The sequence below is a fragment of the Candidatus Dechloromonas phosphoritropha genome, assembly GCA_016722705.1.
Classification (GTDB): domain Bacteria; phylum Pseudomonadota; class Gammaproteobacteria; order Burkholderiales; family Rhodocyclaceae; genus Azonexus; species Azonexus phosphoritrophus.
On the sequence record JADKGN010000001.1, the window covers coordinates 985,374 to 1,005,308 of the forward strand.

A 19,935-nucleotide genomic window follows, 5' to 3' on the forward strand; every position below is an offset into this window, starting at 1 on the left:
GAATGCGATAATTCCCTCCCATGAAAAGGCAAGATAGCGCCGTCGCGATTCCGGAAATCCGCCCCGGGCAGTCGATCGAACTGCTCCAGGAACTGCATATCCTGACCCGCGACGGCAAACTCAACCAGGACACCCGACGCAAGCTGAAACAGGTCTATCACCTCGTTCACTTCATCGAGCCGCTGTTGGATGGCGCCGAAACGCTGGTCGACCATGGGGCCGGCAAATCCTATCTCGGTTTCATCCTGTACGATCTCTTTAGCAAGGACCGTGCCACATTAGAAATAATCGGCATCGAAAGCCGCCCGGAACTGGTCGAAAAATCCCGCGAACTGGCCGCCCGGCTTGACTTCCCGCGTATGCGCTTCGTCGCCTGCACCGTCGAGGAGTCGCTGGCATCACCCGAACTGCCGGCACGCGTAGATGTCGTCACCGCACTACACGCCTGCAATACAGCGACCGACGACGCGATCCGCTTCGCGCTGGCCCGCGATGCGCGCCATGTCGTTCTCGTGCCCTGCTGCCAGGCTGAGGTCGCCGCCGCGCTGCGCACGAAAAAGAGCGAATCGCTGGCCAGAACACCACTCTCCGAACTGTGGCGACACCCGATCCATACCCGTGAACTGGGCAGTCATCTGACCAACGTGCTGCGCTGCCTGCTGCTCGAAGCGCATGGCTACGACGTCACGGTCACCGAACTGGTCGGCTGGGAACACTCGCTGAAAAATGAACTGATCATCGCCTCAAAATCGGATATAAATGGCGGTCGACCGCGCCAGATTGCCCACGAACGAGCCGAATCCATTCTGCGCGAATTCAATCTTGAAGACCTGAAGCCGCGCTTTGCCTACTAGACCGATGCCACGCCCGAACCATCCGCTCGAACTGCTTGCCCCGGCCAAAAATGCCGATTTCGGCATCGCCGCCATCAAACACGGCGCCGACGCCGTCTATATCGGCGGCCCAGCCTTCGGCGCCCGCAATGGGGCCGGCAACACGGTGGCCGACATCGAGCGCCTGAGCACGTTCGCCCACCGTTATCACGCCAAGGTCTTCGTTGCGCTGAACACCATCCTGCACGATGCCGAACTGGAAGACGCCCGCCGCCTGGCCTGGCAGATTCATGACGCCGGCGCCGACGCGCTGATCATCCAGGACATGGGCCTGCTCGAAATGGACCTGCCGCCGATCCAGTTGCACGCCAGCACGCAAACCGATAACCGCAACCCGGCCAAGGTCAGGTTTCTCGAAGATGCAGGCTTCTCGCAGATCGTCCTGGCGCGCGAGCTTAACTTAAACGAAATTATCAACATATCCTCGCAAACTGCTGTTGCATTGGAATATTTCGTTCACGGCGCACTCTGTGTCGCTTTTTCAGGACAGTGCTACATCAGCTATGCCCATACCGGGCGCAGCGCCAACCGTGGCGAATGCTCGCAGGCCTGCCGCCTGCCCTATACGCTGGTCGACGAAAAAGGCCGGACAATCAGCGAAAACCAGCATCTGTTGTCGATGAAGGACAACAATCAGAGCGAAAACATCCTTGAACTGGCGCGCGCCGGGGTCTCTTCGTTCAAAATCGAGGGCCGGCTGAAAGACCTCTCCTACGTCAAAAACATCACCGCACACTATCGGTCGCTAATTGACGACATCCTCGAAAAACACCCAGAATTCGAGCGCGCCTCCTCCGGTCGCAGCACCTTCACCTTCACCCCGCAGCCGGACAAAACCTACAACCGCGGCTACACTGACTATTTTGCCAATGATCGCCAGGACGACATCGGCGCTTTCGATTCGCCCGCCTTCGTCGGCGAACCAGTCGGCGAAGTCACCGAGATTGGCAGCGAGCATTTCACGATCAACTCGACCAGTGAATTCCACAACGGCGACGGCGTCTGCTTCTACGACGCGCACGGCGAGGTGGTCGGCATGCGCATCAACCGGGCGGACGGCACGATGCTGTTCCCGGCTGCAATGCCGGAACAACTAAGCACCGGTACCACGCTCTTCCGCAACCGCGACCAAGCCTTCGAACGCGCGCTGGAGAAGGAATCGGCAGAACGCCACATTTCCGTGCAGCCGGACTTCGCCGAGTCCGCCGACGGCTTTCGGCTGACCTTGACCGATGAAGACGGCGTAAGCGTCGCGGTCAACCTGGAAAATGACGAAAAAACAGGCCGGGAAGTCGCCAAGAACCCCGAGCGGGCGACCGCCACGCTGCGCGAGCAACTCGGCAAGTTCGGCAATACGATGTTCGTTGCCCAGCCGGTCGAGTTGCAACTGTCTCAGGCGTGGTTCCTGCCGACCGCCGCTATCAACGCCCTGCGCCGCGCCGCGAGCGAAAAACTCGAGTCCGCGCGCATCGCAGCCCACCCGCGCCCAACGCGTGCCACGCCAGCGGCCGATCCGGCGCCCTACCCGCAGGACGAGCTGACCTACCTCGGCAACGTCTTCAACGCCAAGGCCCGGCAATTTTACGAAAAGCACGGCATCAAGCTAATTGACGAAGCCTACGAGGCCGGCAACGAAAAAGGCATGGTCTCGCTGATGATCACCCGCCACTGCCTGCGCTACAGCTTCAACCTGTGCCCGAAGGAAGTGAAACACCTGAAACCGGACCCGATGACGCTGATCAACGGCAAAGAAAAGCTGATCCTCAAATTTGACTGCAAGGCTTGCGAAATGCACGTCGTCGGTAAGATGAAGAAGGGTGTGAAGCTGAGCCTGGGAATGATCCGGCCGGGGTCCGGCGGCTGAATACAATAGCCGAAGTGCCATGCAGCGAATGGCAGCATCTATCGCCGCATATTTTGCGGCGCATAACTTGCATGTGTGGAGATTACCAATACATCTGGCAGGCCAACGATTGGCCGACCTAGCGCTTCGACCTGGCGGCTCTGATGGCGGACATGGGTCGCGCCCAGGGCCTCTTGCTAGGCCGCCTGGCCGATATCGGCATGGCGCTGCGTGATCAGGCCAGCTTGACCGCGCTCACCGAGGACGCGGTCAAGACCAGTGAGATCGAGAGCGAGCAACTCAATGTCAATCGGTGCGGTCATCCATCGCCAGCCGTCTGGGCGTCGACATCGGTGCCCTGATGGCGGTCAACCGGCACGTCAAGGCCGTGGTCGATGCCACCGCCAACAGTCACTCGCCGATATCGCTGGAACGCTTGGTTCAGCTGGCATGCCACTCTATTTCCCACCGGATATTCCGGCCTGTCAAAGCTCAACGTCGGTACCTGGCGCGACGATGCGTCAGGGCTCAGTCATCTGTGGTTCGTCACTTTGCACCCCTTCGATGACGGTAACGGCTGTATCGCCCGAGCCGTTGGCGATCTGATGCTGGCGCGGGCAAATGGCAGCCCGCAACGCTTTTACAGCCCGTCGGCGCAGATCCAGCGCGAGCGCAAGGACTACCACGACATCCTGGAGCGGACGCAGAAGGGTTCGATGGATATCACGGCGTGTTTGGCCTGGTTTCTGGACAACCTGCACCGTGCCATCGATCAAGCTCATCACACGCTGGATGCCCTACTGGTCAAAACGCGTTTCTGGCAGCGTTGGTCGAGCACGCCATTGAATGAGCGCCAAGCGACGTTGCTCAACAGGGTACTGGATGGCTTCTAAGGCAAGCTCACCAGCAGCAAGTGGGCTGCCCTCGCCAAGTGTTCACCAGACACCGCGCTACGTGATATCAACGAGTTGCTGGCGCGCGGCGTGCTGCGGAAAGCCGATGCGGGTGGGCGCAGTACCAACTATGAACTGAGCGATCTGCCTGAGTAACTTCATCACATCGGTGATTGCGGGCATTCGCCATCTGATTGTCATGGGCCGCAACCTACCAACACCAGTCGTTCAGTCAAAAATCTCACTGAATGTCAGCTTCCAACGCCAGGGAACTCACACATTCGACTCGTTGCTGTCATTCACCGTCTCAGTGGTTCAACGTAAGGTTTCGAAGTTCAGCAGCCATTCCAATCGACTGACGACTGACAAGGCCTCGGCCAAAGAGGTCTGTCGGACGCGGGGCGAACTCAACTTTGCGGACCGCCATTAGCACCTGCGTGAGCTGGTCACCCTCGGGTGTGGTCCAGCTATCCGTTTACGCCATCATCGACGCGCACATGCTGCCGGCTAAAACGCTGCGCTTCATCGATTTCCTGCGCGACCGATTGGGCAACCTTATTCAGTGCATGCGATGGCGGAACAGCCAGCCGGCGAGGGTGAGGGTGGCGGCACCAATCACAGCCATGGGCCAAAACTGGTCAAGTAGCAGGCCGAAGCCGGCGCCCTCGAGGAACACTTTGCGCAGAATGACGAGAAAATAGCGCAGCGGATCGATCAGAGTGATCATCTGTACTGCCTGCGGCATGTTGGCGATTGGCGTGGCGAAGCCGGACAGGAGCACCGCCGGCACCATGAACAGGAAAGCGCCGAGCAGGCCCTGCTGCTGTGTCGCCGCTAGCGCCGAGATGAGCAGGCCGGCACCGACGCTCGAGAGCAGAAATAGTGTCAGTCCGAAATAGAAGGCCGACAGACTGCCGACGAAGGGCACCTTGAACCATAGTGTCGCCACAAGAAGAATCGCGGTAGCCTGGACGATACCAATGGCCACGCCGGGCACCATCTTGCCGATCAGGATTTCACTCGGCCGCAACGGCGTCACCAGCAACTGGTCGAAGGTACCCTGCTCGCGCTCGCGCGCAACTGTTAGTGCCGTCACCAGCATGGTCACCACCAACGTCAGCATGCCAATGATGCCCGGGATGAAGAACCAGCGGCTATCGAGATTGGGATTGAACCAGGCGCGTGTCACCAGCCGCGCCGGTGGTCCCTGCTGGCCGTGGGCGGCTATCCAGTCGTCGTTGAAACGATTGACGATGCTGCGCACGTAGTTAAGCGCGATCATCGCAGCGTTGGAGTTGCGCCCATCGATGATCACTTGCAGTTGCGCCGGCCGCCCGGCCGCGAGGTCCGCAGAAAATTTCGGCCCGATGTGAATCATCACTAATACCTCGCGCGCATCGACCAGCGGGGCGATCTCCGCCTCGGCATGCAGTTCCGCCACTTGGTGGAAGCTCGTCGCACCCCTGAAACCTGCGAGCAAGTCGCGCGCCGCGGCGCCGCGGTCTTCGTTGTAGACGGCGTAGGGCACCTGCTTGAGATCGAAGCTGGCGGCGTAGCCGAATACCAGCAGTTGGATCAGGGGCGGCACGATCAGCACGGCGCGGCTCTTCGGGTCCTTGAGCAGAGCCAGGAACTCCTTGTAAATGAGGGCTAAAATGCGCTGCCACATCAGTCAAGCCGCTTTCTCGACTTGCGCCAGGTAATGCCAAGGAAGATCGCCGCCATGATGGCGAGCGCCAGCGCATTGGGCAAAATCACCGACCAGACGTTGCCGGCCAGGAATAGTGTCTGCACGATGGCGACGAAATAGCGAGCGACGACGATATGGGTAATCGCCTGCACGACCGGCGGCATACTGCCAATGTCGAAGAGGAAACCGGAGAGCAGGAAGGCCGGGAGGAAGGTGGTGATGATGGCGATCTGGCCAGCGACGAACTGGCTGCGTGCCAGCGTCGAGATCGTCAGGCCCATGCCCAGCGCCGCCAGCAGGAATAGGCTCGAGCAGGCCCAGAGGAGCCAGAACGACCCGCGCAGCGGCACCTCGAACAACCAGACTGCCATTGCCACCGAGAGCAGCATGGCGCCAGTACCGAGGACGAAGTAAGCGACCAGCTTGCCGAGCAGCACCTCGGTCATCGACGCTGGCGTTACCATCAGCGCCTCCATGGTGCCGCGCTCCCATTCGCGGGCCATCACCAGCGCAGTGAGTAACGCGCCGATCAGGGTCATGATGATCGCCACCAGTCCGGGGACCAAGTAGTTGCGGCTGCGCAGCTCGCTGTTGAACCAGATACGCGGCTTCAGGTCGACCGGCACCTTCAGTTCCTGCCCCTGGCCGGCTGCGTAAGCCGCCAACCAGCTGCTCCAGGCGCCTTCAACATAGCCTTCGACCAGGCGCGCCGTGTTGGCATCAGTGCCATCGACGATGACCTGGATTGATGCGGCGTCCGGCTGGCGCAGATGGCGCGAAAAAGTTCCGCGCAGTCGGATGATGCCCCTCACCGCGCCTTCGCGCAGTGCCAGCTCCGCTTCCGGCATCGAACTCATTTCGCGCGGGGCGAAGTAATGTGACCCTTGCAACGCGGCCATGAATTCGGCACTGTCCTGCGAAGGTGCCTCGGCCACCAGCGCGATCGGCACGTTGTCTGCATCGAGCGAGACACCGTAACCAAACAGAATGAGCAGGAAAATCGGCATCAGGAAGGCGATGGCAATGCTGCTGGGATCGCGCACGATCTGCAGAAATTCTTTGCGAACGAGTCCGCGCAGGCGCATTGCCGAGCCCCCGCGTTTCCCGTTCATGCCGCCTCCGCCACTGCTGGGTTCGAGTTCTCGACCAGCCGGATGAACGCATCCTCCATGCTTGGGTCGGGACGGTCGGCGCTACTGGCCAGGGCCTTGATCGCCGCCGGTTCGTCGATGGCCAGGATGCGGCCGGCGGCCATAATCGCCAGACGGTCGCAGTATTCGGCCTCTTCCATGAAATGCGTGGTCACCAGCACCGTCACCCCCTGTTTAGCAAGCGCGTTGATACGCTGCCAGAACTCACGCCGCGCCAGCGGATCGACGCCCGAGGTCGGCTCGTCGAGGAAGAGTATCTCCGGCTGGTGCATCAGCGCGCAGGCCATGGCCAGGCGCTGCTTGTAGCCAAGTGGCAGGTCGGCGCTCAACTGGTCGGCAGACGCGGCCAGCTCGAATTCACTCAGCGCCCAGTCGAGACGCCGCTGGCGCGCTGCGCCCGTAAGGCCGTAGGCGCTGGCGAAGAATTCGAGGTTCTGGCCCACGCTCAAATTGCCGTAAAGCGAGAATTTCTGCGACATATAGCCGATGCGTGCACGTGCCGCTGAAGCGGCGTGGCGCAGGTCGAGGCCGAGTACTTCAAGGTGGCCGGCGCTGGCTGGCAGCAAGCCGCAGAGCATGCGGAACGTCGTGGTCTTGCCGGCGCCGTTTGCACCCAGGAGACCGAAGATCTCGCCACGGCGGATCTCGAAGTCAACGCCATCAACTGCCCAAAAGTCGCCGAAGCGGCGGCGTAGGCCGGCGACGCGAATGACCGTCTCATCGGCGGCGGCGTCTGCCACCCGCAGTGCGCCATTCATCACCGCGACATGCGCCGAACCTCCCCGGCGTTCGCGTAGCAGGTCGACAAAGCCGTCCTCGAAGCGTGGCGGCGTTTCACGCACGACAATGTCGGCTAGGCGGGTAAGTGAGCTGGGTAGGCGCGGCTCGGCGGTCACCAGCCGCACATGCTCGCCCTGCACCAGCACGTCGACGATGCCCTGCTGGCCATCGAGTTCGCCTTGCAAGTCACGGGGCCGTACGCCCGGCCGCGACACCGCCCAGGTACGGCCGGCCATACGCGCACTGGTCGCGGAGGGCGGACCTTGATCGAGTATCCGGCCGTCATGGAGCAGGATCACCTCGGCGCAGCGCTCGGCCTCGTCAAGATAGGCGGTCGATAACAGCACACTCATGCCTTCGCTCTTCACCAGCCGGTCGACAATCGTCCACAGCTCGCGGCGTGATACTGGATCGACGCCAACGGTTGGCTCGTCGAGCAGCAGCAGGCGTGGCGCTCGTACTAATGTGCAGGCGAGGCCAAGCTTCTGTTTCATGCCGCCAGACAGGCGCCCGGCCAAGCGTTTGGTGAACGGCGCCAGGCCGGTCATGCGCATCAGTTCGGCATAGCGCTCGGCGCGGGCTTGTCGCGGTACGCCTTGCAGGTCGGCGTAGAGATCCATGTTCTCCAGTACCGTCAGGTCCTCGTAGAGGCCGAAGCGCTGTGGCATGTAGCCGAGCGCGGCCTGCACCCGGAGAGCATCGCGCGTGGCGTCGAGGTCGAACACGGTAATTCTGCCGGCATCGGGCACGAGCAGGCCGGCGACCATGCGCATGAACGTCGTCTTGCCTGCGCCATCGGGGCCGATGAGGCCGGTCACTACCCCGGACCGAACGCGCAGGCTGACGCTGTCGAGCGCGGTGACCTGCCGGCCACCAGTCTGGAAAGACTTACGCAATCCCTCGGCGATAAGAATGGCGTCGGTGGCCATCACTTGACGTCGCTGCAAGGCGAGGTTGTCGATGCCATCTGATCATAGGCGATGGTCACCGTGACCGGCATTCCCTGGCGCAGCACCTCCTGGCCGTCACAGGCGAACACCCGTGCCTGGTAGACGAGACTGGTCCGTAGCTCGGCGGTCTCCACCGTCTTGGGCGTGAACTCCGCTGTCGGCGAAACGTAGCCAACCCAGCCGGCAACCTTGCGATCCGGATGGCTGTCGGTGGTGATGATTGCCCGCGCTCCTGGTGCGATCCGGCCAAGCGCCTGCTCCGGCAGGTAGACGCGTGCCCACACTGGATCAATCAGCGCCAGCGTGAGCACTGTTTTCTGCGGCGACGCCATGTCGCCCGGTTCCAGCACACGGTTCTCGATGATGCCCGTATCCGGCGCATAGAGTTCGCCTTCCAAGATGTCATGGCTGAGGACGGCCACGGCGGCATCTTGCGCAGTCCGGTTCGCTTCGGCAGTGAGCACGTCTTCCTTGCGCGGGCCGAGTACCGCCAGGTGATGTGCTTCCTCTACGGCCTTGAGACGCTCTTGCGCCGCATCGAGCGCGTTCTTGGCGCTATCGGCTTGTTGTTGCGAGACGAAGTGCTTCGCCACTAGTTCGAGTTGGCGCTGGTAGACTTGGTGCGCGTCGTTGGCGGCTGCGCGGGCCGCATCGCGTTCGGCAGCAGCTTGCTTGATTTCCTCGGGTCGCGAGCCGGCCTTGAGCTTGGCCACCAGGCTGAGCTGGGCATCGTCCAGCGCCTTGGCCTGAGCCAAGGCGAGCCGCAGCCGCGTCGTGTCGAGCCGCGCCAGCAGTTGCCCCTTGTTCACGCGGTCCCCTTCGCGCACCAGCACTTGGTCGATGCGGCCACTGGCGTTGAAGGCTAGCTCGACCTGACGGATGTCGATATTACCGTGCAGGACCAGTTCGGTTCCGGCATCACGGCGCCCCTCGTTAGCCCACCACACGCCGGCAGCCACCGCCACCCCTACGATCACGGGCACTGCCAGGAGCTTCTTGTTCATGATCGATGCCCTTTTCAATTGTTCTTGTCCAAGCCGTTGAACAGCAAGTCCAGATGTGCGTCGAGATGGCGACGAAAGTCGAGCCGATTCGACTCGAAGGCCTCGAAGCTATGCTTCCAGATGATTGCCAGCAAGAGAGGTGCGATGACGATACGCCAGACGTAATCGGCATCGACGGGCCGAAACTCGCCTGACGCCGCGCCCCGTTCGAGCAGGCTGACAATCAGGGTGCGGCCGCGCCGGATTACTTCGTCATGGTAGAAGCGCGCCAACTCGGGAAAGTTTCCCGCTTCGGCGATCACCAACTTCGGAATGCCCGACAGCGGCGAACTGGCAACGCGCTGTACGAAGGCTGTCAGCAGCTGAGTTAATTGGGCGCGCGCACCCTCAGGCGCGCCGAGACGCCGCGCTGCCATTTCGTCGAAGCCAGCGATAAGCGAGTGGCGCACCACTGCCTTGAACAGTTCCAGCTTGTTTTCGTAGTAACGGTACAGCGTAGCTTTGGCAACGCCGGCGCGTGCGGCAACCTCCTCAAGCCGAGTTGCGGCAAAGCCGCGCTCGACGAACAGCGCCAAGGCGGCGTCGAGCAACTCTTGCGGGCGGGCATCGGCACGCCGCTGCCAACGCGGCGAGGCGGAACAAGCGGACATCGGGCGAATCACTAATAATTGACTGGTAAGTCATTTATAGCGACCTTGCGCGTCAATTGCAACCCCTGCCATGCCATGGCAGGCAATTAGCCCGGATGTTTCATAAACCCGCCGCGCGATGTCAATGTCGTGCCATTCCAGCCGTGATGCGAGTCAGCTTGCTGCGAATTTTGCTGCCAACCCGCCACGATCGGCCAAATACCCCAACTTTTGGGCATCACACCCTGCCGCCATCGATCCCTGGACAGAGCGCTGGCGAGACCTCACCTCCGCTCAAGCGGATTCGAGTCGGCAGCATGAGACGGCGTCGCCGAGTCGATCAGGCCGGCGCCGGCGGGCGCGGGACGAGGTAAAGCAACTCGGTCACCCGCGCCAGCACCCCTTCATCGGACACGACGTAGGCAAGGACAGCTTGATCCGATCCTTGTACTGCACCACGCGCACCGCCAACTTAAAGAGTTTCAGGATAATCGACAGCGGTTGCGCCTTGGCCAGTTCCGTATGCACCAGCGTGTTCTCGCGCAAGCCGTGAATCAACCCATACGCCGCACACGAATAGAACAGCCGCAGGTGATTGGCGAGGAAGGCATGATCGGAGGTCCGGTCACTGGCCAAGTCGTTCTTCACCGCCTTGATGAAGTTCTCGTCCTGCCCTCGAGCACAGTACAGCTCTTTGTAAAGCACATCAGGCGTCGGGTCGGACAGCGAGGTCACCACGTACCGCGGGTTGTCACCCAAGGCCATCACCTCGGCCTTGACCACCACGCGGTAAGCCTTGGGCCACGAGCCCGCCTGATACTCGATATCGTCGTACAGTCGTGTCGCCGCAGGCTCGGCGTTCCCCAGGCGCTGGGCGTTGGCGCTGTGTGTCTGGTGCAGCGCACGGGCTTTCTTCAGCAGCGGCTCGGCCTTGGGCGAGAGCACCTGGTTGCCGGCCAGGCCGAAGAGAAAGTCCAGATGCGGATCGGACTCGCACAAGGTCATCAGTTCGGGATTCGCGAAGTGACCATCCCCGCGCAGCAGGATGTGGGTCTCGGGCCAGGCCTGGCGGAGCAGGTGCAGCACGCGCTTGATGATGACCGCATTCTCTTTACCGGTGGGACGCTTGCCCGGACGCAGGACGGCGGTGATCAGCTTCCCGGAGAGTCCTTCGAAGAGGAACAACGGCAGGTAGCAATGATTGCCGTAGTGGTGGTTGTAGAACGCCAGTTCCTGCTGCCCGTGAGTGGCATCCTCAGAGTGATCCATATCCAGCACGATCACGGCAGGCGCTTGGGCGTAGCTGGCGATGAAGGCGTCGACGAAGCTTTTGGCCAGGCGGTAAATGTCTTTGCGCGATACGCTGTTCTCGAGCCGGGAGAGCGTGGGGCCGGAGGCCAGGTCATTTCCCTCGCCCAGCGGGGCACGACCGACCGCCAGTTTGAACAGCGGATCGCGCCGCAGCGTGTTGGCGTCATTACCGTCGGCGTAGCCGCTGGCGGTCTGGAATATCCGCTGACGAAGCAGGTCGGCCAGCGGATGGTCAATGTACGAGGCGTGGCGTTTGTCGTGAATCGCGCTGACCAGGCGGGGAATCAGGCCGATTTGCAGGTCGATGCCACGCAACAGGAGTGCGCCAAAGTCGGAGGACATCGCCCCGCCGTCAAACTCTGCCCGGATCGTAAATCCGGCGCTGGCGGGAAAGCGAAGCTGGGTTGGGATAGAATTGTCCATGGGCGGTCTCGTTTAGGCTTCTTACGAAGCGTTATTGGCGTAACCCCAATTATATCAATGGGTTAAACGAGATTCGCCTGCTTTTATGAAAAATTCGGGTTAGAGGTTGTCGCAGACAGCGGGAAATACAGCCCACCAAGTGCTCTTAAATTCGCACCAAATGCTCCCGCAAGAAATCAATGAAGCGCTGGGTCTTCGCGGGCAACAGGCGAGTCTCGGTAATGGCGTAGACGGGTACCAGCGGCGACCTCGGTGTCGCGGTCAATGCCATCCTGTCGGCCTCCAAGCCGCATTCCTTCCTCGGCATCAACGGCCAGGGCCGCGTTGCCGTCGTCCGTACCCGCGGCAACCGCCATGGCCACATCGTCCTGCGCGGCGGTGACGGCCGCCCGAACTACGACACCGTATCCATCGCGATGGTCGAGCAGGCGTTGACCAAGGCCGGGCTGCCAAACAACATCGTTGTCGACTGCTCGCACGCCAACAGCTTCAAGAAGCCGGAACTGCAGCCGCTGGTCATGGCCGACATCGTCAACCAGGTCCGCCTCGGCAACAAGTCGCTGATCGGCGTCATGATCGAGTCCAATATCGAAGCCGGCAACCAGCCGATCCCCGTCGACCTCAGCCAGCTCCGTTACGGCTGCTCGGTTACCGACGCCTGCGTCGACTGGGATACCACCGAGAAAATGATCCGCGACGCCGCCGTGCTGCTGCGCGACGTGCTGCCGGAACGGATGGCCTGAGAAAAAGACGATGCCAACTATCAGCCAGTCTTTCGGTATCGTGATTCAGATGTTCTGGCGGGAACATTTACCTTCTTACTTTCATGCACTGTATGGCGAACGCGAGGCGCTGGTAAACATTTGAACGCTGGAGGTAATCGCTGGCAGCCTGCCCCGGCGGGCGATGAATCTGACAATAGAATGGGCGATCGAACACCGACATGAACTGACGGAGGATTGGGATTTATGCCAAGCCAGACAACAGCCCAGGAAAATTCGGCCGCTGGAGTAATTCCTGCCGCGCCATGGCGTATCCAGGCTGTTTCAGTCCTGCCGGATCATCGGCTCGCCCTGACCTTCCGCGACGGCTCGTCAGGCATTGCCGCTCTTTCAGCGATAAAAACAAGCACGAACCCCGGCATCTACGCTCCTCTGGCTAGTGCAGATTTTTTCGCACAGGTCCGGATTGAACTTGGCGTACTCATCTGGCCTAATGGCGCAGACCTTGATCCGGCCTGGCTGCATGAGGATTTATCTGCCGACAAAACGTGGGCTGTCCCGAATGGCACTTACTTAAGCCCCAACATACTGATGTAATTGATAAAGCAGGCTGAATCGACGCGTGATAAGTTGGAGTCGCCAAACACCCGACTGTCACCCGAGGAATCAGCCCCAATGCATGCTACTCACAAAGCCATCACCCGGCAACGTCACGCGATTTCGGCGAAGGCCAACAGCGTAGATGCCCACGCGTTTTTCGATCTATTGACTGGGCCGGAACTCTTCGATGCCGTGGAGTTGGCCTTGCCGCCGCACCGAGAGCGACTGTTTCCGCCCACTGAAACGCTATCGATGTTTTTGGCGCAAGCCCTCAGCGCCGACCGCTCCTGCCAACGCGCCGTCAATGAAGGGGCGATCAAGCGCCTGATCGCCGGACTCACGCCCTGCAGCTCCCATACCGGCGCCTACTGCCGGGCTCGCCAACGCGTGCCGACGTCGATGGTCAGTACCTTGACCCATCAGACCGGGCAATGGCTAACGGCCCATGCCCCGGCGGCATGGCACTGGCGGGGGCGTCCGGTACGATTGGTGGATGGGGCCACGGTGATCATGCCCGATACTGACGCCAATCAGGCCGACTTCCCGCAGCCCGGTAGCCAGAAGGCTGGATTGGGATTCCCGCAATGCCGGATCGTCGGCCTGATCTGCCTGGGCAGCGGTGCTGTGCTCAATGCCGCGATCAGCGCCTGTCGCGGCAAAGGCAGCGACGAGCAGTCCTTGCTGCGCCGCCAGATCGACACCTTGGTGCGCGGCGATGTGCTGGTGGGCGATGCGTTCTTTGCCACCTACTTCCTGCTCTGCGCGCTGATCGAGCGAGGGGTTGATGCCGTCTTTGAACAACACGGATCACGCCAACGCACCACCGATTATTGCCTCGGCCAGCGACTGGGGGAGCGTGACCACCTGCTGGTTTTATCCAAACCAGGCATCAAGCCAGACTGGATGTCTCAGGAGGATTACGCGCAGGCACCGGCCAGTGTCACGGTTCGCGAGCTTCGGGCGGGGGGCAAGACACTCGTCACGACCTTTCTGTGTCCAAAGCAAACATCCAAGGAGGCCATCAAACGCCTGTATCGGGATCGCTGGCATGTTGAACTTGATCTGCGCAACATCAAGACCACCTTGGGCATGGAGCAACTGGGCTGCCAAACGCCAGCCATGGCCGTGAAGGAAATCTGGGTCTATCTGCTCGCCTACAATTTGATCCGCTTGATGATGGCTCAAGCGGCGCTACAAAGCGGCCTCTTGCCCCGTCAGTTGAGCTTCAAGCATGCCGTGCAAGTCTGGCTCGCCTGGGCGCCTCATGCCTATCATGGTGGCATCGCACACCCCAGCCAACTCTTCGCCCTCATTGCCCAGCAAACCGTCGGCAATCGCCCAGGCCGCATCGAGCCTCGTGCCCTCAAGCGACGCCGCAATGCCTACCCATTATTGATGAGACCACGCCCTATGGCACGGGAGGATATCCAGCGCCATGGGCACCCAAAAAAGCTTAAGTAAGTGCCATTCTGGGCTGTCCCGTTTTAATTGAAACTGCCCCAAGGCGCCATTGGCGCCCGGGGTCTTGCGGGCTAGTTAATCAGAACGCCAACTGATACCGTGCATTCAGCCAGACATTGGGCGATTCGCCACGGGTCGCGCCGTTCACCATGACGACAGCCTTGCCGTTGCCGAGCATCGTTTCAGCACCGATACTGGCACGCATCCAGGTCTGGTCGTAGCTGGTGCCGGCGAAGCTGAAGTTGAAACCGCCGGGCCCGAGCAGTTCGCCATTGACATTTGAAGCATTGTCCTGGAAGCGGTGTACCCCTTCGACCGCGCCCAGCAGACGGGTCTTCTTACCCATATCCAGTGGATAAGTACCATTGACACCGATCCGCAGATCGGTGACGTTGTCGGTGCGGCTGTTGTACGCTACCGGGAAACCGCCGCCGGTTTCCGTGTAGCCATTCATATTCGCCCGGGCATACGACAGTTCGCCATACGGGTTCAGTTGCGGGGCGGCAGGATCGGCCAGAGCCTCCCATTCGACCCGGGCGCGCAACGCCCAGATGGTCGTGCCAGGCGACCCGGTAGACGACGTGGCGGTGCCGGCGTAACCGGTAACTCTGCGGCGTTCTTTCCAGCGCCGATCGTGCTGTCGACAATGTCCTCCTCGAATCACGAAACGCGGAGGAGGCCAGGATGGCCAAGGCAGGGGAAGGGTCGCGGGTGCGGCGTAGCGCGAGCGAATGGGAGGCGTTGCTGTCGCGATTTCCGGGCAGCGGTTTGAACGTTGCGACCTTCTGCAAACGCGAAGGGATCAGCGATACCAGCTTCCATCGCTGGCGCACACGTCTGGGCATCGCCCTCGACAGTCAGGACAAGGCCAGCGGCCAGCCGGCCACCTTCGTCGACGTCGGCCCTCTGAGCACAACCACGGCGACGCCCGCTCGTTTCCACCTCACCCTCGACCTCGGCGGCGGCCTGATCCTGCAGCCGGAGCGCCGCTGATGTTTTTCCCTGAAGGCCAAATCCGCGTCCAAGTCTATGGCCAGCCGGTCGACCTGCGCAAATCCTTCGACGGTCTGTACGCGATCACCCGTCATGTCCTCGGTCAGGACCCGCTGAGCGGCCAGCTCTTCGTCTTCTTCAATCGCCGTGGCACTCAGGTGAAGGTGCTCTACTGGGATCGCAGCGGCTTCTGCCTGTGGGCCAAGCGTCTCGAAGAAGGCCGTTTCGTCGCCAACTGGGATAAAGTGCGCACGTGCGAAATCGACTGGACCGGTCTGAAACTGCTCCTCGAAGGGATCGAGCCGGGACGCCGGAAGAAGCGTTATCACGCCTCTGGAGCGCCCATAAAAACGCTTCAAAACAGCGGCTTGTGTTAAAATGCACGCATGGATTCAGCACGTTACCAGACGGTTTACAACCTCGAACAAGCCGCGGCATTGTGCCCGCAAGAGGTGCTGGATCTGTGCCAGACGCTGTCTGCTGAAATCACCGCACTGAAGCAACAAATCGACTGGTTCAAGCGCCAGATCTTCGGCCAGAAAAGCGAACGACGCATCGACGTCACGCCGAGCGGCCAACTGAGTCTCGGCGAGTTCCCGACGCCCCCACCAGGTTCTGAGTCACCAGGTCGCCCCGTCGCCGCGCATACCCGTCAGCCGACCAGCAAGCGTCCCAGTGACGAAAGCGTGCCCTTCTTCGACGAGAACCGCGTCCCAGTCGAAGTCGTCGAGCTCACCGCGCCGGAAGTCGAAGGCCTCTCTCCCGAGGACTACGAGGTCATCAGCCACAAGGACAGCTATCGCCTGGCGCAACGGCCGGGTAGCTACGTGGTGATCAAGTATCGCCGGCCGGTAATCAAGCTCAAGAGTAACCAGACACTGGTCTGCGCCAACGCGCCGGCCGGTGTCATTGAGGGCAGCCGGGCCGACGTCAGCTTCGTCGCCGGACTGCTGATTGACAAATTTGCCTACCACCTGCCACTGTATCGCCAGCATCAACGCCTGGCCGATGCGGGAATCACCGTCAGCCGGCCGTGGCTGACGCAGATCGGGCAACAGGGCATCACTCTGCTCGAACCGATCTACGAGGCGCAGTTTGCCTCGATCCGCAGCTCGCGCGTCAAGGCGATGGACGGACGCCGATCAAGGCCGGACAGGGCGCACCCGGCAAGCTGAAAGCGGCGTACTTCTGGCCGGTGTATGGCGAAGGCGACGAAATCTGTTTCCCCTTCTTCGCCAGTCGCGAGTTCAAGCACGTCGAGGCGGCCCTCGGACTGACCGCCGCCGAAGGCGCGGTGCTGTTGTCGGACGGCTATCAGGCCTACAGTCATTACGCGGCGCAGATCGGGATCACGCACGCCCAATGCTGGGCGCACACGCGTCGTAAGTTCTTTGACGCGCAAGACGCGGAACCAGAAGCGGCAGCGCAGGCACTCGCGCTCATTGGGGACCTGTATCAGGTCGAAGAGCGCATCCGCGAGCAAAAGCTCACCGGTGCAAGGAAGCGCGACTATCGTCTGGAGCATGCCAAACCGATCGTCGAGCGTTTCTTCGCCTGGGTTGGCGAACGCTTCGCGGCGCAGGGGCTGTTACCGCGCAATCCGCTGACCAGGGTGCTGGCCTACGCGCGCGATCGACGATGGGGACTGGAGGTCTTCCTCGCCGACCCGGACGTGCCGATCGACACCAATCACCTCGAACGCGCCCTGCGGGTGATTCCCATGGGGCGCCGCTCCTGGCTGTTCTGCTGGACGGAGTTCGGCGCCAGGCAGGTCGGGATCATCCAGAGCCTGATCGTTACCTGTCGGCTGCATCAGATCGACCCCTACGATTATCTCGTCGATGTCCTGCAGCGCGTCGCCGAGCACCCCGCCGACCGCGTCCATGAACTCACGCCACGGGTCTGGAAAGAACTGTTCGCTCAGAACCCGCTGCGCTCGCCTTTGTACGCGTTGCCGAAGTAGGGGCGCTCGACGCCGCGTAGTTGCCGGTTACGGCAGAGACGGCTTCGCCATAGCTGTAGTTACCGCCGAGGGTGCCAAGATCCACCATTCCGGCGCTCGTCCAGCGGAAGGCATGTGGGGCCACATTACCAGCTGGATCGGCGGAACCCACGACCACCGCGCCATCAGCAGATACGGCACTGGCGAAGCTGTAGGTGCCACCGAGAGTGCCAAGATCCGCCATGCCGGCGCTCGTCCAGCGGAAGGCATGTTGGGCAGTATTACCCGCTGGATTGGCGGAACCCACGACCACCGCGCCATCGGCAGAGACGGCAATGGCAGTGCTGTTGGTGCCGCCCAGGGTGGGCAAGATGAGTTCACCGACCTGTGCCTGCGCGGCAATTGATAAGGCAGCAAAGGCCAAGCATATTGCAGCCGCGAGTGTTGGCATCCTGGGCTTGTAGAGTGCGGTTGCGCCGCAATCGTGTTGATCTGACATGATGACCCCTCTTGTTAAGTGCTTGATGGTTAGCAAGGACAATGAACCAAGCGTGACCGTCACACCCCACGGCAATCCCAAAAAAATATACTCCAGAACGCCGGATTTGAGGAATATTCCTTTGAACTATTGCGTTACCCGGCAGGCTGGTCCGGAGCGGTAACGGGCGGCCAGTCTGGCTGGGGCGCCAAAGACGGGAAATCTTCGCACTCGGCATCCGTTTCATTGCGGAGCTTGGCGGTGACGAATGCCTCGATCTGTATTGACCGAGTTATTAGTGTTGGCTATCGGGCAGGTTTCAGCGTGGAGCCGCCGCTTGAATGACCGGTCTGGCAAACTGTTGGCGGGCCGGTTGTGGCCGCATAAGGAAATCTGATGACTCTTCCACAATACGGACGTTGATATCTCAATCGCAAATCAACGCAGTCAGCAGCACATTCCGAACAATACGCGCTCATCATCGGAGCCTCTCCCACGTCCACGGTCAATCGCGAAAAGAAGCCAAAACCACACTCACCCTGCCTTGCGCAACAAATCCACCCGCTGCGGAGTCAGGAAGGTCGCGCCTTCAGGGGTTAGATAGGACTCGAATTTTTCTTTCACTCGTTGATACAGCTCGGGGGTGAGTTGATGGTTGGAGTGGGTGACCTGGATCATTCGCTGGTCGAATTGGGCAAAGCTTTCGAAGTAGCTGCGGGTGTTAAAAAAATGCTGTATTTCCAGAGTCAGACGACCAGTGCCAACTGCTTTCCGGATGGCGGCAAAGGCGGCTTCGCGGACGATTTTTTCGTCGTGGAACAGGCGGAATATTTCGTTCAGGTCGCTGGCATATACCGGTTCGGATATCCAGGTCAGCCCGCCCGGCTTGAGGACGCGGGTGATTTCGCTCAGGGCTGCGTCCATGTGTTCCATCGGCACATGGTGCAGGGATTTGAACATCAGCACGATGTCGAAGCTGCGATCAGCCGCCGGGATGGCTTCAGCGCCGCCGTGGCGAAAATGTACGTGGGGCAGGTCGTTGATTTGCAGATTGCGCCGATGCTGGATGTCATCGACTTCGAGCGCGACGATTTCCTTCGGCCGTCCGGTCTCGGCCAGCTGGCGGGTTTTTTCGGCCTTGCCGCAGCCCAGTTCGAGTACGCTGGCGCCGTCGAACGGAAGTTCGCCGAGCATGAGCTTGATTTCATTGACTGGCGCATCCTGGACGGAATCGGCGATTTTCATGGGGTGACTTCCTGAACGTTCGAATCGTTTAATGTTAACCGAGGGCGGCCATTGATTTTTGCCCATTTTTGGCCGTTGACCGCAACAGTTGCTCCGGGGGCAATCAATGTGCCGAACCATCGACGATAGGTAGCCTGCGCTATAGTTTCGACGTTGCCCGCCTCGACGCGCCATTCACTTTCAGAATCAAGTTCCCGATGAAACCTACGCTCTGCCCTTCCTGCCGGCAAATCATGGTCACGCAGCGCTTCGCGCGGATACATTATGGCGAGGTCATCCTCGACCTCTGTTTCGCCTGCCACGGTATCTGGTTCGACGAGTTCGAGAGTGTGCAGATCACGCCCGGCGGCACCATCGAACTGTTCAAACTGATCCACGAACACCGCGACGACCAGCGCACACCCTTGCGTGACCCCATGCAATGTCCGCGCTGCAACGATCGGCTATTGCAGGGTCTGGATGTCGCCAAGCATGGCGGCCAGTTCACCTATCACCGCTGCCTGCAGAAGCACGGCCGCTTCACCACCTTCGCCCAGTTCATGATCGAAAAGGGTTTCGTCCGCCAACTGCACCCGGCCGAGATTACCGAGTTGTCGGCCCGGATCGGTATCGTCCGCTGCATGGGTTGCGGCGCACCGGTCGATATCCGCCGCGATCACGCCTGCAGCCATTGCCGGGCGCCAATCGCCATTCTCGACCCCGAGGCGATCGAACAGGCGCTGACCCGCTATCAGAATGCCGAGGTCAAGCGCACGACACTCGATGTCGAGGCTCTTGGTGACGCCATCGTCATGCGCGAACAGGAGAAATCACGTCTCCAGAGGACCAAACGGCAAGGCCACATCGAAGATATCGACGTCGGCGACCTGCTGGTCACCGGGGTCGAGATGGCCTGGAAATTTTTCCGCCAGATCAAATAGGCAACCG

The 19,935-nt window shown here is 60.9% G+C and carries 15 protein-coding genes and 5 pseudogenes; 11 read left to right on the top strand and 9 right to left on the bottom strand.

Annotated elements, in window-relative coordinates:
* The first annotated feature begins 20 nt into the window (after positions 1-20).
* The 3 genes and pseudogenes from IPP03_04840 (at position 21) to IPP03_04850 (ending at position 3,785) form a co-directional block, all read left to right on the top strand.
* Positions 21-854: an SAM-dependent methyltransferase gene (locus IPP03_04840; protein MBL0352016.1), complete on the top strand. Its 834-nt coding sequence runs from the start codon at positions 21-23 to the stop codon at positions 852-854.
* Positions 855-858: 4 nt separating this feature from the next.
* Complete coding sequence (locus IPP03_04845) at positions 859-2,757, top strand: U32 family peptidase (GenBank protein ID MBL0352017.1); 1,899 nt, start codon at positions 859-861, stop codon at positions 2,755-2,757.
* A gap of 71 nt (positions 2,758-2,828) precedes the next feature.
* A pseudogene (locus tag IPP03_04850) lies at positions 2,829-3,785 on the top strand (Fic family protein).
* Between the two features lie 403 nt (positions 3,786-4,188).
* Here the strand turns inward: IPP03_04850 and IPP03_04855 are convergent.
* From IPP03_04855 to IPP03_04880, 6 genes and pseudogenes are all read right to left on the bottom strand, one after another.
* A complete protein-coding gene (locus IPP03_04855; GenBank protein ID MBL0352018.1) occupies positions 4,189-5,298 on the bottom strand; it encodes an ABC transporter permease in 1,110 nt (369 codons plus the stop codon).
* A complete protein-coding gene (locus tag IPP03_04860) occupies positions 5,298-6,431 on the bottom strand; it encodes an ABC transporter permease (GenBank protein ID MBL0352019.1) in 1,134 nt (377 codons plus the stop codon). The genes IPP03_04855 and IPP03_04860 overlap by 1 nt, the downstream gene beginning before the upstream one ends.
* The gene (locus IPP03_04865; GenBank protein MBL0352020.1) at positions 6,428-8,179 is read right to left on the bottom strand and encodes an ABC transporter ATP-binding protein; all 1,752 of its coding nucleotides are present in this window, start codon (positions 8,177-8,179) and stop codon (positions 6,428-6,430) included. The genes IPP03_04860 and IPP03_04865 overlap by 4 nt, the downstream gene beginning before the upstream one ends.
* Entirely contained in the window at positions 8,179-9,204 is a 1,026-nt protein-coding gene (locus tag IPP03_04870; protein MBL0352021.1) for an efflux RND transporter periplasmic adaptor subunit, read from the bottom strand. The genes IPP03_04865 and IPP03_04870 overlap by 1 nt, the downstream gene beginning before the upstream one ends.
* Positions 9,205-9,218: 14 nt before the next feature.
* Positions 9,219-9,854, bottom strand: a complete 636-nt coding sequence (locus tag IPP03_04875) for a TetR/AcrR family transcriptional regulator (GenBank protein MBL0352022.1) — start codon at positions 9,852-9,854, stop codon at positions 9,219-9,221.
* Positions 9,855-10,173: 319 nt separating this feature from the next.
* Positions 10,174-11,567, bottom strand: a pseudogene (locus tag IPP03_04880) (IS1380 family transposase).
* Positions 11,568-11,803: 236 nt separating this feature from the next.
* Between IPP03_04880 and IPP03_04885 the strand changes: the two are divergent.
* The 4 genes and pseudogenes from IPP03_04885 (at position 11,804) to IPP03_04900 (ending at position 14,350) form a co-directional block, all read left to right on the top strand.
* Positions 11,804-12,310, top strand: a pseudogene (locus IPP03_04885) (3-deoxy-7-phosphoheptulonate synthase).
* 10 nt (positions 12,311-12,320) lie between these two features.
* Positions 12,321-12,581 (top strand): annotated as a pseudogene (locus IPP03_04890) (DUF4160 domain-containing protein).
* Positions 12,536-12,886 (top strand): DUF2442 domain-containing protein, encoded by a 351-nt coding sequence (locus IPP03_04895; protein MBL0352023.1) that lies wholly within the window; start codon positions 12,536-12,538, stop codon positions 12,884-12,886. The pseudogene IPP03_04890 and the gene IPP03_04895 overlap by 46 nt, the downstream one beginning before the upstream one ends.
* Before the next feature lie 78 nt (positions 12,887-12,964).
* Positions 12,965-14,350, top strand: coding sequence for an IS4 family transposase (locus IPP03_04900; protein MBL0352024.1), 1,386 nt, complete (start codon positions 12,965-12,967; stop codon positions 14,348-14,350).
* Positions 14,351-14,429: 79 nt separating this feature from the next.
* On the opposite strand, the gene IPP03_04905 is transcribed toward IPP03_04900, so the two are convergent.
* Positions 14,430-15,014, bottom strand: coding sequence for an autotransporter outer membrane beta-barrel domain-containing protein (locus tag IPP03_04905; protein ID MBL0352025.1), 585 nt, complete (start codon positions 15,012-15,014; stop codon positions 14,430-14,432).
* A gap of 20 nt (positions 15,015-15,034) precedes the next feature.
* Here IPP03_04905 and IPP03_04910 point away from each other — a divergent pair, with 20 nt between their 5' ends.
* From IPP03_04910 to IPP03_04920, 3 genes and pseudogenes are all read left to right on the top strand, one after another.
* Positions 15,035-15,343 carry an IS66 family insertion sequence element accessory protein TnpB gene (locus IPP03_04910; protein ID MBL0352026.1) on the top strand — a complete coding sequence of 103 codons (309 nt, stop codon included), beginning with the start codon at positions 15,035-15,037 and terminating at the stop codon, positions 15,341-15,343.
* On the top strand, positions 15,343-15,720 hold the full coding sequence (gene tnpB / locus IPP03_04915) for an IS66 family insertion sequence element accessory protein TnpB (protein ID MBL0352027.1): 378 nt from the start codon (positions 15,343-15,345) through the stop codon (positions 15,718-15,720). The genes IPP03_04910 and tnpB overlap by 1 nt, the downstream gene beginning before the upstream one ends.
* Before the next feature lie 9 nt (positions 15,721-15,729).
* Positions 15,730-17,306 (top strand): annotated as a pseudogene (locus IPP03_04920) (IS66 family transposase).
* Here IPP03_04920 and IPP03_04925 read toward each other — a convergent pair.
* Positions 17,233-17,784, bottom strand: coding sequence for a hypothetical protein (locus IPP03_04925; GenBank protein MBL0352028.1), 552 nt, complete (start codon positions 17,782-17,784; stop codon positions 17,233-17,235). The pseudogene IPP03_04920 and the gene IPP03_04925 sit on opposite strands and share 74 nt — an antisense overlap.
* A gap of 513 nt (positions 17,785-18,297) precedes the next feature.
* A complete protein-coding gene (locus IPP03_04930; protein MBL0352029.1) occupies positions 18,298-19,008 on the bottom strand; it encodes a methyltransferase domain-containing protein in 711 nt (236 codons plus the stop codon).
* Between the two features lie 197 nt (positions 19,009-19,205).
* Here IPP03_04930 and IPP03_04935 point away from each other — a divergent pair, with 197 nt between their 5' ends.
* On the top strand, positions 19,206-19,928 hold the full coding sequence (locus IPP03_04935; protein MBL0352030.1) for a zf-TFIIB domain-containing protein: 723 nt from the start codon (positions 19,206-19,208) through the stop codon (positions 19,926-19,928).
* Positions 19,929-19,935 lie beyond the last annotated feature (7 nt).

Excerpts from the sequence above, each read along its gene's own strand:
- IPP03_04865 (MBL0352020.1), bottom strand. The coding sequence starts at position 8,179 with ATGGCCACCGACGCCATTCTTATCGCCGAGGGATTGCGTAAGTCTTTC.
- IPP03_04840 (MBL0352016.1), top strand. The coding sequence starts at position 21 with ATGAAAAGGCAAGATAGCGCCGTCGCGATTCCGGAAATCCGCCCCGGG.
- IPP03_04845 (MBL0352017.1), top strand. The coding sequence starts at position 859 with ATGCCACGCCCGAACCATCCGCTCGAACTGCTTGCCCCGGCCAAAAAT.
- IPP03_04860 (MBL0352019.1), bottom strand. The coding sequence starts at position 6,431 with ATGAACGGGAAACGCGGGGGCTCGGCAATGCGCCTGCGCGGACTCGTT.
- IPP03_04900 (MBL0352024.1), top strand. The coding sequence starts at position 12,965 with ATGCATGCTACTCACAAAGCCATCACCCGGCAACGTCACGCGATTTCG.
- IPP03_04930 (MBL0352029.1), bottom strand. The coding sequence starts at position 19,008 with ATGAAAATCGCCGATTCCGTCCAGGATGCGCCAGTCAATGAAATCAAG.
- IPP03_04855 (MBL0352018.1), bottom strand. The coding sequence starts at position 5,298 with ATGTGGCAGCGCATTTTAGCCCTCATTTACAAGGAGTTCCTGGCTCTG.
- IPP03_04935 (MBL0352030.1), top strand. The coding sequence starts at position 19,206 with ATGAAACCTACGCTCTGCCCTTCCTGCCGGCAAATCATGGTCACGCAG.
- tnpB (MBL0352027.1), top strand. The coding sequence starts at position 15,343 with ATGTTTTTCCCTGAAGGCCAAATCCGCGTCCAAGTCTATGGCCAGCCG.
- IPP03_04910 (MBL0352026.1), top strand. The coding sequence starts at position 15,035 with ATGGCCAAGGCAGGGGAAGGGTCGCGGGTGCGGCGTAGCGCGAGCGAA.
- IPP03_04875 (MBL0352022.1), bottom strand. The coding sequence starts at position 9,854 with ATGTCCGCTTGTTCCGCCTCGCCGCGTTGGCAGCGGCGTGCCGATGCC.
- IPP03_04925 (MBL0352028.1), bottom strand. The coding sequence starts at position 17,784 with ATGTCAGATCAACACGATTGCGGCGCAACCGCACTCTACAAGCCCAGG.
- IPP03_04895 (MBL0352023.1), top strand. The coding sequence starts at position 12,536 with ATGCCAAGCCAGACAACAGCCCAGGAAAATTCGGCCGCTGGAGTAATT.
- IPP03_04870 (MBL0352021.1), bottom strand. The coding sequence starts at position 9,204 with ATGAACAAGAAGCTCCTGGCAGTGCCCGTGATCGTAGGGGTGGCGGTG.